Origin of the sequence: Shewanella sp. SG44-2 (genome assembly GCF_014164215.1) — a bacterium.
Classification (GTDB): domain Bacteria; phylum Pseudomonadota; class Gammaproteobacteria; order Enterobacterales; family Shewanellaceae; genus Shewanella; species Shewanella frigidimarina.
In genome coordinates, this window is sequence record NZ_JACJEU010000009.1 from 1 (window position 1) to 16,381 (window position 16,381).

A 16,381-nucleotide genomic window follows, 5' to 3' on the forward strand; every position below is an offset into this window, starting at 1 on the left:
ATTTGGCATTATAAGAATAAATTTATTGATAAAAATCACCCATAAAAAAAGCGCCCTAAGGCGCTTTTTTTTCACATTTGCGATTAAGCAAACATGAAGTCAATGTGTTCAACCAATTGCTTGAATGCGTGACGTTGGATAGCTTTTACACGAACTTTAACTTCTTTACCTTCAATAGAAACGGTTAAGTCAGTTGTGTAAAAGTCATCATTTAACTGGATGTTAATGATGTCTTTGTGTTCAAACTTGATTGATACAGGCTCTTTACCTGGACCATAAATTACTGCAGGAACTTTACCGGCATGACGTAGGCGGCGGCTCGAACCTTTCCCGATTTCTGTGCGGGTTACTGCGTTGATTGTGTAAGACATTAGTCACTCACTTAATAATTAATAAAGTATGAAGGCGTCATCATTTTCGACCAACGATGACTCAAATAAAGCGCGCGGATATTACCACAGCCATTATCAACCCACAAGAAGATATACCAATCCTATTAAATATGTGATATTTCAGCGGGAGTTCAAAGTGCTGTAGGCAAGGCAGATGATTGAAACGAATAGTGAGGCTCGGTAACAAGCTCCTGCGTTATTCTGCCATCAACATCTGACCGCCATGGATGGTGGGAATATTTTATTTTTTATGGAAAAAATAGACCATAGCGTAGTATTTTGAAAGCATCTAACGAAGCATAAAGTACTTTGAAACCCACCGGAATGGAATCTCTCAGGTATTCCACTTCTGTGTTGCATCGATTTAAAAGGGAACAACCATTTCTACATCAATGCACCTTGAATTGTAAAACCTGAGAGACTCTGAACTGACTAGATATTAATGAGATTGGTATTAATTAACCCCAACGCCTCACAGGCCCACAATCAATATGCACAAACCCATCTCGAGGATAAAATCCTACACCACCCAACTTAAGCGACTCAGCAGCATCGCGTAAGTGCTTAGTTTTCACTCCGGGTAAGGCAATATCCATCGCCATCCCTTTCATGTGATAACTTTTCTTGGCTACACCGTTGCTGCGAGAAGCGAGCATTTGATTTGTTTTTGGTGAACGATAAGCTGAAATAACATGGATTTCATCTTGATTATCTAATGTAGCCTGTAATTTATACAAATATTCAAATAATCTTTTATCAATCGGTGCGGCTACATTCTGGCGATGATCACGTAATACTTGATTAAACTCAGTCAATGTTTCCGATTGATATTGACCATCAACCCAAAAACTTCCCTGGCTTCTCTCACCTGTGTGCAAGTTATAAAAACGTAAATCTTTAACACCAATAGTAGAACGACTTGCTTGCGCGGTATTAGGTAACATAGTTACCACTGCGGCACCGCTTAATCCTAATAATAACTGCCGACGAGTTAGGCACTCTATTGTCATTTATACACCACTTAAATTATCTAAATTACGATACTTATCGACTTTAAAAGCACGATTTCATCTTCACAACGTCTTTATTTTGTTGTTGCTTTTTTATCCAACTGGCGAATAAATTAACCATTAATGCTGATAAATGCAAGTCTGCCCATGTTGAGCTGAGCAACAAATACGCTAATCTCTATAAGAGTGTGATATAGCTCAAGCGCTTAGGGCAAAGTAAAACGTCATTAACTTTGTTTCATCAATTAAGATTATTGCACAATATCGTTATTGATGGCTTTATGGCTTAATAACTTCATCGACTCTGCAGGGGTTAATTGATAAATGTCATCTCGGTACTGCGCAACATGTTGTTCATCCACCCAAGCGCGCCAATACACCATGTGCACAGGTAAAGATGACGATAAGGCAAACCATTGAGTTTGAGTGTGATTAGACTGCAAATGGGCCCAAGTACGCTTGTCGATAACCAAATGGTTAGCAAACCAATCGGCTAACTGTTGCACCTTTTCAATTCGTACACAGCCTGATGATATATCCCGCTCCACATGTGCGAACATTTCGGGTGTTGGCGTATCATGCAAATACACGCTCTGGTCATTGTTAAAATGAAATTTATAGCGGCCTAATGCATTACCGCTACCGGGGCGCTGAACTACTCTATAAGGGAACTTACCTGTTGCAGCCTGTTGCCATTGTTGAGGTGTTTTATCAACACGATGACCTTCATAATCAAACACATCAAAATGTCTATCGGCAAAGTAAGCCCCATTTGACCTAACTTGCGGTAAAATATCCTTACGTAAAAGTTGTCGAGGTACCGTCCATGTGGGATTGATAACTATATTGGAAATTTGTCCCGTCATCACCGGCGTCTGTCGATATGGCTTACCTACAATCACTTTAGACGCTATCACTACTTGATTTTGGTCCACTAGCACCATTTGAAAAGCGGGAATATTAATCAACAAATAAGGTTGAGGCAGCTGACTCAAATAGACCGTTTTTTCTACGAAGCTTTTTGCTAATAAAGAGGCTCGTTGTTGTGGTGTTTGATTTAACCAGAATAAGGTTTTAGGGCCAATAACGGCATCAGTCTTTAACCCATGCCGAGACTGAAAGCGTTTAACGCTTTGCACCAAAGCTGGTTGATAATCTATTTCGTCCGCAAGGTATTCGTATGCATCACCCAATAACCACAAACGTTGATTAATTTGCTTAATGCTGGGATGACGGTCACCAGGGCGTAACAGCCCTTCAAGCGTGATGGCTGGCCAATCTTGCGTTTGTGATAACCGCATTAACTTACGCAGATCGTTTATCACCCCCAGGTAATCATCCACGCTAGGCTCCAGTGCAATATTTTTGTCACGTAACGAAGTGGTGTTATCCATTGAGTCAAATGGCAGAGAAACTTGTTTATTATGCCAAAAAGCAGCCACACTCTGTTGAATGTTGTCGATATATTCTAATTGCTCGGCAGCGGACCCCATCTGTAATATCGCTAAATATTGTGCCCGCTGTGCGGTGGGCTCAGCCAAATACTGTAATTGCAGGTGTTGAGTTAAATTTTCATATTGAGCTTCAGTGTTGGCCAAGACAAATGGCGACATACACAAAAGCAATATGCTTATTATGCAAACGTTTACAGACAGTTTCAGTTTTCTGAACATGCTATCCCCCATTGGCCCACACACTGATATTGTCATGTTTTTCACACAAGTGGAATGAATATAGCCATTATGCTAAATAATAAATGCACCTGGATGTCAGAAACAATTAATCAACAAAAATGAATACCAAAGCGTTACCAACGCACTACCTATGCCCTACTTAAATAAATGGAAATTAATCATCTAGATGAAAAGTAACCAGTTAACATTAATTTATGAATACACAACTAGGAAGGACCATGCTGAATTGTTATAAGTGGATTAAGAAGTACTAAAGCAGTAGAGAATCACATGAATAAAAAACAACTCGCTCAAACTATGGCCAGTAAAATGGACATTCCCCAAGTTCAAGCTAAGCAACAACTTGAACAAATCCTCGCGGTAATTCATCAAGGTTTAGCTGAAGGTGAAAAAATTTACATCCCACAATTCGGTACATTTGAATTACGCTTTTACTTACCAAAAGTAGGTCGTAATCCACAAACGGGTGAAGCCATAGAGATTGACGGATTTAATCAACCCAGTTTTAAAGTCTCACCCGCATTAAAAGCATTGATCAACGCTTAAGCCAAAGTGGTAGAAACCTTAAAAGCCGAGGTACTAGAGCGCTTCGCTGCTAGAGGCTATAACTGCGTCACGAGAAAACGATTTGCGGATTATTGTTGCATGCTGAGCGTAGAGTGCTCAACGTCTGGAGATTAAAAGCCTAGGTGCTAGAACGCTTCGCGGCTAGAGGCTATAACTGCAGTTATCCCGTTTAACTCTACCTAACTGAAACTAGCCAACGACTTTCCCAATAACCCGCTCTTGTAGCCGCGTAGCGAACTAGTAGGCCGAAGTCCGCCCTAGCATCTAGGCTCTTATCGCCCTCACCTTCTTTTGCGTTTGTTACCCTTAACTACCAAATTTCAGACGTAAAAAAGCCCCAACAGAAGTTGAGGCTTTTTTACACCACTCTCTATTGCTAGAGATTATAATGGTACCCGAGGCCAGACTTGAACTGGCACGCTTATTCAGCGAGGGATTTTAAATCCCTTGTGTCTACCGATTCCACCACTCGGGCAAACTGAGTGTGTTTTGATAACAAACATCAAATCACTTAATTCATATTTGCATAAGATAAACAGCGTTGCTTTCGCGTCCTGCTTAACTTGGTGCACACTTTACTGATTTTTTTTAGCCAAGCAACTAAAATATTCATCACACCGAACTGAACGCTTCAAAAAACGCCAATCCGATGTAAAATTCAACAAAACGAGATGCTTAGCACAAAAAAATGATTAATTGGCTCTAACAGGGGTTAACCCTTTACTGCGATTGGTGACCGCTTCCTCAATTTCAAAACCGGCTTCGCTCCACACTTGCGCTTCTTCAACATTAAACGATTCTTTCGCCCAAATGGTTGCAGTATCTAAATTGAAGTTAGCTTTTATCCAACCATCAGACTCAGTAGGGCCAAAACCTCTTAAACGCCAATTTTGTGCTTGAGTTGAATCAAAACCTATTGCTTTCCATTGGCTTATCTCACGTTCAGACATCCCTTGCCAGCTAGGGGCCGATGCGCACGCTACCAATAATGATACTAATAAACCTAACAATAATTTTTTCATACAGTCCTAATAACTAATGTAAATGCTGCGGCGCATAAATCGTCGAATAACAGCACTATAAGTCGTAAATTTTGAGAATAATATCTGAGAAAAAACTTTTGACAAGTAGGCGAGCAACAATTAATTTTTATCGAAAAAAGTTAATAAAAAAGGCCGCATCTGCGACCTTCTATAAAGTAATCTAAATCAAAACATTAGCTACGCTGACGTGTTGGTTTACCATGATTTCCAACCACTTTATGCTTATGAACTGCACGGCGGATTTTAGCACTTTTAACTTTAGAACGAGCAACACTGTGTTTGTCCGATCCTAAAACAGAGCGTGTTTCAGCTTCTAAGCCAGCAAGTTGACGTAAATAGTTAACTTGATCCATCGGCAACTCAATCCAACCACCACGCGGTAAGGTTTTTGGTAACTCAACCTTGCCATAACGTACGCGGATTAAACGGCTGACCTGTACGTCTTGTGATTCCCACAAACGACGTACTTCACGATTACGCCCTTCGCGAAGGGTGACATGCCACCACTGGTTTATGCCTTCGCCACCAGCGGCTTTAATGGTATCAAACTGTGCTGGACCATCTTCCAAAGTCACGCCGGTACGTAAACGCTGTACAGCTGCTTCTGGCACTTCACCAAAAGTACGCACTGCATATTCACGCTCTACTTCATTTGACGGATGCATTAAACGGTTAGCTAATTCACCATCACAGGTAAATAACAACAACCCTGAAGTATTAATATCTAAACGTCCTACCGCAACCCAGCGAGCATCGCGCACTTTAGGTAGACGTTCAAACACAGTAGTACGGCCTTCAGGATCTTTGCGCGAACAAATTTCACCTTCAGGTTTATGATATGCCAGCACACGACAAATAATATCGTCAGCTGATTTTAATGAAACAGCACGGCCATCAATACGTATTTTGGCATCAGCCTCGACACGATCACCTAAGCCAGAAATTTCACCGTCAACACTAACTCGGCCTGCAGCAATCCATGCCTCCATCTCACGACGGGAGCCATGGCCTGCACGGGCCAAGACTTTCTGCAATTTTTCACTCATTAGCGGGGACTCTTTAAAGAAATTTAATAAAAAACAAAAGGTTAATCACTTTTATTTTATTGTCTTTTTAGGATTGTACCCGCCAATGGCGCATACAATTAGAAAAGTGCGTAGATTATACGCTGAATGGGGCTTGTGAGCAAAAAATACCACCGTTAATCACCAAAATCATCATAGAGTTTACAGACCAAGCCATTGAATCACACAAAAAAGGCAGCTGACGCGAAACCGTCAGCAGCCTTATTAAACAACTCAATATGAAATGTACAGGTTAACGTGTCACTTTAAGATTAAACACAAGACTATACATTACCGGCAACACCACTAAGGTGAGTAGAGAAGCAAAGCCCAAACCAAAAATGATAGTGATGGCCATAGAACCAAAGAAAGCATCGCTGATTAATGGGATCATGCCTAACATAGTAGTAATGGCCGCCATCATCACCGGACGAACACGGCTCACACACGAATCAACCAGTGCAAATCCAGGTTCTTTACCTTCTTCAAGTTCGAGATTGATTTGGTCCACTAATACAATGCCATTTTTAATCACCATTCCAGAAAGACTCAATAATCCAAGTAGCGCCATAAAGCTGAATGGGGCATCGAACAATAGTAACCCCGCTGAAACACCGATGACCGCTAATGGTACAGTGAACCAAATAACTAAAGGCTGCCTAACTGAATTGAACAGAAATACCGTAATTAAAAACATGGCTAAATAACCCATTGGGATCGAGCTAAATACGGCTGTTTGAGCTTCACCTGCTGATTCAAACTCACCGCCCCACTCCAAGCGATAACCTGCAGGCAACTGAATATCCTCAACTTTACTTCTGATTTTTTTATGTACCGAGTCTGCCGTTTCATTAGATCCCAATTTGGGGTCGCCCAATACTGCCAGCATACGAATTCGGTCACGGCGCATCACGAGAGGGTTTTCCCATTCCGTGCTGAACTCACTCACTACTTGCGTTGCGGGTACAAATATATTGTTCTCAGTGCTCCATATTTGCATTTTCCACAAACTATCAGCTTGAAGACGTTCGGCTGCAGGTGCACGAGCAACAATCGGTAACAGGTGGCTAGTTTCACGATACAAACCAATTTGTTTGCCGCTAAAATTAACCAGTAAGGCATTATCTAAATCTTGCTTACTGATGCCGGTTTCACGTGCTTGTGCATTTTGCAGTTGCGGACGAATGAGTGGCACTTGATTGCGCCAATCATGGCGAACACCATCCATTGTCGGCTCGTTTCTAAACACCATTTCAGCCTGTGCCGCCAAACTGCGCAGCACTTGAGGATCTTCGCCATAGAAACGCGCTTCGATTTTGGCCGCTGGAGACGGACCATTTTCCATATTTTTTAAGCGATATTGTGCTTGGGGAAAATGGCTATTTAACAGCTGTTCAACTTGCGGCATATAAGCCTTAACAGCGGCTAAATCACGCATTTCTACGATAAGCTGAGCAAAAGCTGGATAGCCTTTTTCAGGCTGATAAGGTAATACAAAACGCTGAGCCCCCTGGCCGATGACAGATGTGAGGTGTACTAAACCGCTGTCATTAAGCTCACTTTCTTGCAGTAGCTTTTTCTCTATTTCGCTGGTGAAACGCTCAGTTGCTTTAATGTCTGTCCCTTCTGGCATCCATACATCAACAAAAAATATTGGCGTATTAGATGCGGGGAAAAACACGTTTTTAATATGACCAAAGCCTATTACAGCAGTGACTAACATCGCCAACACCACTGACAACGTAACTAGACGAAAGCGCAATACAAAATACAGAAAACTGCGATAAGTGGTAAACAACCAACCTTTATAAGGGTCAACCTGTTCAGCTTGTGGCGAGGCTTCTTTGAATAATAAATTACAGAAAAATGGTGTTAAAGTAATTGCCGTTATCCAACTGATAAACAGTGAAATCATCAACACTTGGAACAATGAACGACAAAATTCACCGGCAGCATTTTGGGACAAACCAATGGGTGCAAAAGCAATAATGGCTATTACCGTTGCGCCTAACAATGGCCACTGTGTTTGCGATACCACTTGCTTAGCCGCTTCAAGGCGGGTTTTACCCCGTTGTAAGCCAATCAAAATACCTTCGGTCACCACAATGGCGTTGTCGACCAACATACCTAAGGCAATGATCAGCGCCCCCAGAGAAATAAGCTGCAATTCAATGTCTAATACTTTCATCACAATGAAAGTACCTAAAATCGTTAGCAACAGAATTAGACCCATCAATAACCCAGAACGAAGGCCCATAAACAATAACAATACCGCGATAACAATCGCAATTGACTCTAAAAGGTTAATCAAAAAACCTTGTACGGTATTATCGACAGCAGAACTTTGGTTATAAACCGTATCAAGGCTCATCCCTAACGGTCGTTGGGATTCAAGCTCAACTAAGCGTTCACTAACACGTTGACCAACATCGACCACGTTTACGCCGCCAGAAAACGCAATACCTAACGACAATGCCGCCTCACCTCTATTGTGATAAAGCACATTTGGGGTGTCGTCATAGTCTTTTTCAATGTTAGCAATATCCCCAAGGTAAATAAGCTCAGTGCTACCTGGTGAACTCACCACTAAACGAGACAATTCCTCTACCGAACTAAACTCACCAGTAGGATGTAAACGGATACGATTATCACCAATGACAATGCTGCCAGCATTAGACACCACGTTCTGATTGTTGACTAATCCATAGATGTAATTTTGATCTAAACCTAGCGCTGACAATTTTTGTTGTGAAATTTCAATCACAACCTGCTCTGTCACATCACCCACCACAGAGACTTTTTTTACCCCGGGAACAAGCACCAGTTCGCGGCGTAAATAATCTGAATAGTTGCTCAGTTCTCGGTTACTAAAATCGTTACCTGACAAGTTAAGTAAAATACCGTATACATCACCAAAGTCATCAATCACTTGTGGCTTTGCGGTGCCGGGTGGTAAACGCCCTGTAGTGTCATTAACTTTTCGACGTACCTCGTCCCACACTTGTGGTAAGCGATGTTTGTCATAACTGTCTTTAATTTCAACCTGAATTTGTGATAGTCCAGCACTGTTAATAGAGGTGATATGTTTAATACCATCAAGCTGCTGTAATGCATCTTCAAGCGGTAATGTCACCTCTTCTTCTACTTGTTCAGGCGACGCACCAGGGTAAGCGGTGATCACCAACGCTTGCTTAATGGTAAATTCGGGGAACTCTAATTGTCCTAATCCAGTAAAAGCAACACTGCCGCCAATAAGCAGTAAAAACGCGAACATCCAGCTAATGACTTTGTGATTGATGGAATACTCAGCAACATTCATCAATTACACTCCTCGTTGCCAGCGTAAAGGTTTTACTTTCATGCCTTCAGATAATTGCGATAATCCTGCGGCAACAATAGCATCGCCTTTTTTTAGCCCAGTTAACACTTCGACGCCGTCAGTACTCACCCGCCCGAGAGTCACTTTTACCGGGCTAACATCTCCGCTATCTGGCTGATAACGCCATACGGTTACATCACCATTTTGGTCTTGCTTGTCTACGGCAGAAATAGGAACAATAGTCCTAAAACTCTGTTGCGAGTCATTGAGTGTCGCTAAAGTTAACTCGGCACTCATGCCTGGTAATAGCTGTACATTGTCAGGTTGTGGTAATGAAAACACCACTTCGTAAGCTTGTGTGCCTGGTGTCACTTGAGTTGAGTATTCTTTAAATTTGGCATCAAACACCATGTCATCTAGTGCACTAAAGCGTACCTTTGCGGCTAAACCGTTGGCAATATCTTGAGTTAATACTGCGGCCATTGCTTCTGGGACTTGAATGCTGACATCAAGTAACTGATTATTTTGCAGAGTCATTACGCCTTGATTCGGTTGAACAATTTGGTGGTTATCCACCAAACGTTTTGCAATGGTGCCGTTAAATGGCGCTTCTAAACGGGTATAACTAACTTGGTCATTGGCAGCGGCTAACGCTGCTTTGGCCGATTTAAGCTGGGCCTTACTGCTGTCAAATAACGCTTGTGAAATCAATTTACGTTCTAATAAGGTTTGATTACGGCTAAAGTCAGCAAGCAACAAGTCATACTCGGCCTCTCGAGTCATTAAATTATTACGCGCATCGCGATCATCTAATTGAGCCAGTAAAACACCTTGTTTTACGTGTTGGCCTTCAACGAGATCCAATCTGACAAGTTGGCCTGAAATCCTAAATGATAATTCTGCACGGCTATTGGCCTCGACTCTTGCAGGAAACTGACGAATGGTATTGCCTGACGACTGTGCCACTTCAAACAATTTTACTGGGCGCACAAGCACTTCTTGTACAGCGCTTTCAACAGGCGTACAACCGACTAAAATAAGAGAAATAAGCAGTGCCAACGGCAATGTTGAGCGATGTTTCATCGACTATGATCCTTGGGAACTAAGCGTTAAAAAGACGTGGTGATAACAATATTTCCCTTTTCAGGGATAACAGTTAATTTACAATTTGGCTGAACAATACCCTGAATCATAGTTGCAATAAATGGGTTTATTTGGGAATATCAGTCTCATTATTTGAGTTTGACTTATTTGCCATTATCAGAGTAATCAATATGAAAACCGAAGACATTGCCTTATTTCACCGAATTGTCGAAACAGGCAGCATACTTGAAGCCGCTAACTTATTGAATTTGCCTAAATCGACGGTCAGCAGACGCTTGCAATCGTTGGAAGAGTCATTAAATTTAAAGTTATTTCATCGTCAAAGCCGGGCAATAACACTGACCTCTGCAGGCAGTCATTTCTATGAAAAAACCTTGGTGATGTTAGCTGACTTAGACAGAACCCTTTCAGATATCACCGACAACAAAGCAGAGTTGACTGGCCACTTGCGGATTTTGATATTTCCTATCCCACAGATAATGGATATTGTGAGTAAAATATTTGCCTTTATGGATGAAAATCCTAACTGTTCGATTGAAATTATTACCAGTACTGAGCCCTTAGACATGGTACGTAACAATATTGATATCGCGTTTATGGTGAATGAAACGTTTAGTGAACTCGACATGGTGGCAAAACCAGTTATCAGTGAAGATATGTGTTTCTTTGCCAGCCCAGAATACTTAACCAAAGCTGGCATGCCTGTCACCTTGAGTGATATTGAACAACACAACTCAATTCTATTTCGCTTCCCAAATGGTAAAACCTTCAGTGAAGTTCCACTCGCCAATGATGCAATGCAGGCCGTAAAAGGCAACTTATGCACCAACAGCATTCAACTGGCTTATGAAGCGACAAAATTAGGCCGAGGGATAGGTTATTTACCACAAAAATTATGTCACGATGACGTAGAGCAAGGGGAGTTAGTACGTTTATTTAATGATTTAGCGCCTTATACAGGCGTGGTATTTCTAGTGTATCCATCAAGACGATTTTTAAGCTTAACGGGTCAGCGCTTACTCGATTACATGCTCGCACAACTACCCGTGCAAACCAGCGAAAAAACGACGACAACCAATACTAAAGTGTGGATTTAATGGGTTAGATTTTGGCCTTTTTCAACAACATCGACGGCTTCGTCGTCTACTTCATCAAGTTCATTTGTCGTTGTATCACTGCCGTTTTCGCTATCGTTTTGCTCGTCATTGACTTGTTGATCATCGTCTTGGTGATCATCACTACTGTCATCATCGTTAGATTCATCGAGAGCAACTTGCACTTTATCAAATAACCCTTGTAGTGATGCGGCATCCGTTAATGCAGGTAAATCGGCAAGTTTTGTTAAATTAAAATAATCCAGAAATGCAGGGGTGGTCGCATATAATGCTGGTTTTCCGGGCACTTCCTTATGGCCAACCACTTTAATCCACTGCCGATCCGCTAAACTTTTTATAATATGACTGCTAATCGCCACGCCTCTAATATATTCAATATCACCACGCGTTACCGGTTGTCGATATGCAATCACCGCCAACGTTTCAAGCGTTGCACGAGAGTACTTAGGGGATTTTTCTTGCCAAAGAGGTTGTAAATAAGGGCTGAGTATTTCTTGAGTTTGAAAACGATAGCCACTAGCGATTTTAACTAGCTGTACGCCTCGCTCTTGATAATCTTGCTGTAATTCATCAAGCGTTTCCTGAATGCGCGTACGCGATACACTAAAGTCAGCTAACACCGTTTCTTTAATGGCTTTTACCGACAACGGCTTAGCTAAGACAAACAAACTGGCTTCAATAAGCTGTTTTAACTGAATAGGATTAATTGGCTTCATGGATCTCTTCGAATATCGTTAATTAATACGCTTTTACATAGATGGGTGAAAACGGTTCATTTTGCACTAACTCAACGAGTAACTCTTTAACCAGCTCCATGAGTGCCAAAAAACTCACCACTACACCGGCTCGACCTTCACTGACATCAAACAAACACTCAAAACCAATGTATTCTGTACTGGATAATTTAGCTAAAATTTGGCTCATGCGTTCACGGGTAGATAAATGTTCACGCTTTACGTGATGATCTTCGTTAGCATCAATGCGTTTTAGTACTTCGCCAAACGCACGGGCAATATCCACCAGCGACACTTCAGGCGGTACTGTTATAGGTTTAATGTCTGGAGCCGCGCTAACGGATGCTTGAAACACATCTCGTTCAATCCGCGGTAACGTATCAATATCGGCTGCAGCTTGTTTGATCACCTCATAGGCTTTTAATTGCCGTATAAGCACCACTCGAGGATCTTCTTCCTCATCATCTTCACTGGCCATTTTAGGTAACAATAATCGGGATTTAATCTCCGCTAATGTTGCCGCCATCACAAGGTAATCGGCAGCCAGTTCAATCCGCGCTTCAGTGAGAATTTCAATATAGAGTAAATATTGTTGGGTGATTTGTTGAATAGGCAAATCAACCACATCTAATTTTTGTTTACGGATTAAATATAACAATAAATCTAATGGGCCTTCAAAGGTTTCAAGAAACACTTCTAAGGCCTCAGGCGGAATAAACAAGTCTAGGGGCATGCTATTAAGCGCTTGGCCACGAACCATTGCTAATGGCAAGCTTTGCTGACTGCCTGGCATGTTTATCTTAGATGATTCGTCTACGGGTATCACTTTGAGTTATTCAAATGCACTGGTATCGCCAGCACCATGACGTAATATCACCATCTCATCTTCAGACATATCAATCACTGTCGTTTGATTTTCAGGTAAATAACCACCGTGAATAATACCGTCGACCAAGTGATCGAGTATATCGCGAATATGCTCTGGGTCTGATTCAGCAAATTGCTCATTTGGCATTACTAGACTGGTGGTCATCATTGGTTCGCCCAATGCTTCAAGTAACGCGAGCGCAATAATATTATTAGGTACGCGAATGCCTATAGTGCGCTTTTTATCGCACTGTAAACGGCGTGGCACTTCTTTAGTGGCTTTGAAAATAAATGTATATGGGCCAGGCATACAACTTTTTAATAAACGGTATGCTTGGTTATCAACGCGGGCAAAATTAGCCAGCTCAGATAAATCACGACACATTAATGAAAAATTGGTGTCATTTTCAATCTGGCGGATACGTGCCATACGCGTCATGGCATTTTTTTCACCAATCATACAGCCCAATGCATAACCTGAGTCAGTTGGGTAAACAATGACTCCACCTTGTTTAAGAATCGCCACAGCTTGATTAATTAATCGTGCTTGTGGGTTTTCATCATGAATATAAAAAAATTGACTCATACTCTTTTCGTCCAATGTTGTGATTGCCAAACCCATTCCACACCTTGTGGTTGGAATAAGTTTTTACCTAACTCGATCCAATTACTGGGAAAGTGAAAATCGCTCCCCACTGAAGCAAGTAGGTTATTTTGCTTACTTAATGCAATAAGATTATTACGGTCGTCTAATGTTTGCTGACCTAAAATAACTTCAATCGCATCGCCACCGGCCTCTGCAAATTCACGCACTAAGCGCTTAAGCCATTTGGCCGATAATTTGTAACCGCTGGGATGAGCTAATACAGCAACACCACCGGCTTGATGAATATGCTCTATCGCATTGGCCATATCGCCCCAATTATTGGGTACATAACCTGTTTTGCCTCGAGCTAAGTAGCGTTTGAATACGCTAGGCATATCTGTCGCATGACCATTATCTGCTAACCATCTAGCATAATGGCCGCGGCTAAGCGCTGCATCACCGGCAATAGCTTTAGCACCTTCATAGGCACCCTCTATCCCAGCTTTAGCTAAACGTTCACCAATTTCTTGGGCTCGGACTTCACGCAACTCACGTTGATGAGTTAAAAAGTCCAACAATCCTGTGTGAGCGATATCTAAGTTTAATCCGACGATATGAATATCAAAACTGTTCCAACGAGTCGAAATCTCACAACCGTTAATTAATAATAACGGCGTGGCATGGTTTTGATTAGCAAGATGCGCTTCTGCTAACCCTCCGACAGTGTCATGGTCAGTAATAGCAAACATCTCAACGCCTTTTTCAATAGCGCGAGTTAATAATTCTGTTGGTGTTAATTGACCGTCTGATGCGGTCGTGTGGCTGTGAAGATCGGCCAAGAGAGTCTCTGTAATCATGTGGTTATTGTACTAGAGTGGCGATAAAAATACTGCTTGGATTTATGAATAAATGATGGCAATTGATGAATTATTTATGCATAAGTTAGTTAGAGGGCTCAATAAATAGACTAGATCTATCCTGATTGTCATTTTTTGTCAGCTTTTGAGAAATATTCAATTGACATTAACCTCCAGCTGGGTTTTCCTATAGGCATTAAACACAGACATAATACAGCGATTAACGATGACACACTCTTTAGCTTCATTACACATTACATGGTGGTGGCACTTCCCAAATTAACGGGTGGTGTGAAGCGTTGTGCTCATTTTTAAGAGACAAGATTTTACCAAAAAGCCCGCAGAGATGTGGGCTTTCTTGTTATTTGGCCCATTCAATTTAGTCACTCGGGTTACATAATATTAAAGGCCAACAGATGATAAACAAACAGGATACAAGGAGCGGCGACATAGTGATGACGACAACAGTGACTACACCAAACCAACTCGCTCAGGTTACCACGCAAAAGCAGCCATTAACCTACCATACTGATCCGCTAAAACTGTATCAGCAAGTCACTAACAATGCGCCGCATACCATGCTGTTAGAGTCAGCTGAGGTCGAAAGTAAAGACCACTTAAAAAGTATCGTACTCACCCATGCGGCAATGATGATACGTTGCGACGGTTATCAACTCACGTTTAGTGCATTAACGCACAATGGTGCGGCCTTGTTAGCGCCAATTGCCAACTTCTTCAGTAATGCACAGCAACAACGAGATAATGATACTTTAATCGTCACGTTGAAAAAGGCCACCGAGTTACAAGACGAAGATGCACGCTTAAAGTCAACATCTCCTCTTGATGGCTTAAGAATGTTTATTAAGCACATTCAAACCAATAATCCACTTAAATTTGAAGATTTATTTTTAGGGGGTGTATTAGCATATGACTTAATTGATACCGTCGAGCCACTCCCTGCTGCGCCCAACGCTCACAACGATTGCCCTGACTATTTATTCTATCTTGCTGAAACACTTATTTTAATTGACCATCAAACTCAGCAAGCCGAGATTGTTAGCCACCAATTCAGTCAAGATAACATCATTGCACAACAATTAGATCTGCAACTGCAACACGTCATCGAACAATGCGCCGAGCTAGGTGATATTGCTCCGTTAACACCAGTGACAACCGACGAAAAAGTTAACATTACTGACGAACAATTTAAGCAAACCGTGATTGATTTGAAAGAACACATTGTCGCCGGTGATATTTTCCAAGTGGTGCCATCTCGTTGTTTCAGCTTACCTTGCCCGAATACGCTTGGTGCATATCGCGCTTTGCGCTTAACCAATCCAAGTCCGTATATGTTCTATTTTAGAGGTCCTGATTTCACCTTATTTGGTGCATCGCCAGAAAGTGCCCTGAAATATGATGCGGCCAGTAACCAAGTCGAAGTATATCCCATTGCAGGCACGCGTAAGCGCGGTAAAAATGCCCAAGGTGAGATTGATTTTGACCTAGACAGCCGTATCGAACTTGAGCTGCGTTTAGATAAGAAAGAATTATCAGAACATTTAATGCTGGTCGATTTAGCCCGTAACGACATCGCTCGCATTAGCCAAAGCGGTAGCCGTAAAGTAGCTGAACTGTTAAAAGTTGATCGTTACTCGCACGTGATGCATTTAGTCAGTCGTGTTACCGGTCAATTACGCTTAGATTTAGATGCTCTGCACGCTTATCAAGCCTGCATGAACATGGGAACCTTAGTGGGTGCCCCAAAAGTACGTGCATCACAATTAGTACGCCAAGCAGAGCAAGCTCGTCGCGGCAGTTATGGTGGCGCAGTGGGTTACCTCAATGGTCTCGGCGACATGGATACCTGCATCGTTATCCGTTCAGCCTTTGTTAAAAATGATGTTGCCCATATACAAGCAGGTGCTGGAGTGGTGTTTGACTCAGATCCACAAGCCGAAGCGGATGAAACACGTCAAAAAGCCCAAGCGGTCATTTCTGCGATAAAAATGGGAGGTGGGCTATGAGCACT

14 protein-coding genes and 1 tRNA gene are annotated in these 16,381 nt (G+C 41.9%); 3 read left to right on the forward strand and 12 right to left on the reverse strand.

What is annotated here, in order from left to right; translation table 11 throughout:
• Nucleotides 1-83: 83 nt before the first annotated feature.
• From rplY to H5181_RS09110, 3 genes are all read right to left on the reverse strand, one after another.
• Nucleotides 84-371, reverse strand: coding sequence for a 50S ribosomal protein L25 (gene rplY, locus H5181_RS09100; protein ID WP_011636915.1), 288 nt, complete (start codon nt 369-371; stop codon nt 84-86).
• A gap of 479 nt (nt 372-850) precedes the next feature.
• Nucleotides 851-1,402, reverse strand: coding sequence for a DUF882 domain-containing protein (locus tag H5181_RS09105; protein WP_011636914.1), 552 nt, complete (start codon nt 1,400-1,402; stop codon nt 851-853).
• Between the two features lie 251 nt (nt 1,403-1,653).
• A complete protein-coding gene (locus H5181_RS09110) occupies nt 1,654-3,015 on the reverse strand; it encodes a murein L,D-transpeptidase (protein WP_259397016.1) in 1,362 nt (453 codons plus the stop codon).
• A 351-nt stretch (nt 3,016-3,366) separates the two neighbouring features.
• Between H5181_RS09110 and H5181_RS09115 the strand changes: the two genes are divergently transcribed.
• Nucleotides 3,367-3,642: an HU family DNA-binding protein gene (locus H5181_RS09115; protein WP_011636912.1), complete on the forward strand. Its 276-nt coding sequence runs from the start codon at nt 3,367-3,369 to the stop codon at nt 3,640-3,642.
• A gap of 410 nt (nt 3,643-4,052) precedes the next feature.
• Here the strand turns inward: H5181_RS09115 and H5181_RS09120 are convergent.
• The 5 genes from H5181_RS09120 to H5181_RS09140 form a co-directional block, all read right to left on the reverse strand.
• Nucleotides 4,053-4,138, reverse strand: a tRNA-Leu gene (locus H5181_RS09120).
• Between the two features lie 217 nt (nt 4,139-4,355).
• Entirely contained in the window at nt 4,356-4,685 is a 330-nt protein-coding gene (locus H5181_RS09125) for a hypothetical protein (protein ID WP_011636911.1), read from the reverse strand.
• 194 nt (nt 4,686-4,879) lie between these two features.
• On the reverse strand, nt 4,880-5,752 hold the full coding sequence (gene rluB / locus H5181_RS09130; protein WP_011636910.1) for a 23S rRNA pseudouridine(2605) synthase RluB: 873 nt from the start codon (nt 5,750-5,752) through the stop codon (nt 4,880-4,882).
• Between the two features lie 271 nt (nt 5,753-6,023).
• Nucleotides 6,024-9,089: an efflux RND transporter permease subunit gene (locus tag H5181_RS09135; protein ID WP_182750911.1), complete on the reverse strand. Its 3,066-nt coding sequence runs from the start codon at nt 9,087-9,089 to the stop codon at nt 6,024-6,026.
• Between the two features lie 3 nt (nt 9,090-9,092).
• Complete coding sequence (locus tag H5181_RS09140) at nt 9,093-10,172, reverse strand: efflux RND transporter periplasmic adaptor subunit (RefSeq protein ID WP_059745491.1); 1,080 nt, start codon at nt 10,170-10,172, stop codon at nt 9,093-9,095.
• Nucleotides 10,173-10,363: 191 nt separating this feature from the next.
• Here H5181_RS09140 and H5181_RS09145 point away from each other — a divergent pair, with 191 nt between their 5' ends.
• Nucleotides 10,364-11,290 (forward strand): LysR family transcriptional regulator, encoded by a 927-nt coding sequence (locus H5181_RS09145; RefSeq protein WP_049763578.1) that lies wholly within the window; start codon nt 10,364-10,366, stop codon nt 11,288-11,290.
• Here H5181_RS09145 and scpB read toward each other — a convergent pair.
• The 4 genes from scpB to H5181_RS09165 are packed head-to-tail and all read right to left on the reverse strand — an operon-like array spanning nt 11,287 to nt 14,352.
• On the reverse strand, nt 11,287-12,024 hold the full coding sequence (gene scpB / locus H5181_RS09150) for an SMC-Scp complex subunit ScpB (RefSeq protein ID WP_182750850.1): 738 nt from the start codon (nt 12,022-12,024) through the stop codon (nt 11,287-11,289). The two genes, H5181_RS09145 and scpB, sit on opposite strands and share 4 nt — an antisense overlap.
• Before the next feature lie 22 nt (nt 12,025-12,046).
• Nucleotides 12,047-12,835 (reverse strand): ScpA family protein, encoded by a 789-nt coding sequence (locus tag H5181_RS09155; RefSeq protein WP_182750851.1) that lies wholly within the window; start codon nt 12,833-12,835, stop codon nt 12,047-12,049.
• A gap of 39 nt (nt 12,836-12,874) precedes the next feature.
• Entirely contained in the window at nt 12,875-13,495 is a 621-nt protein-coding gene (locus tag H5181_RS09160) for an L-threonylcarbamoyladenylate synthase (protein WP_011636904.1), read from the reverse strand.
• Nucleotides 13,492-14,352: an RNase RNM gene (locus tag H5181_RS09165; RefSeq protein WP_059745488.1), complete on the reverse strand. Its 861-nt coding sequence runs from the start codon at nt 14,350-14,352 to the stop codon at nt 13,492-13,494. Before H5181_RS09165 ends, H5181_RS09160 begins: the two co-directional genes overlap by 4 nt.
• 455 nt (nt 14,353-14,807) lie before the next feature.
• Here H5181_RS09165 and H5181_RS09170 point away from each other — a divergent pair, with 455 nt between their 5' ends.
• Entirely contained in the window at nt 14,808-16,376 is a 1,569-nt protein-coding gene (locus H5181_RS09170; protein WP_182750912.1) for an anthranilate synthase component 1, read from the forward strand.
• Nucleotides 16,377-16,381 lie beyond the last annotated feature (5 nt).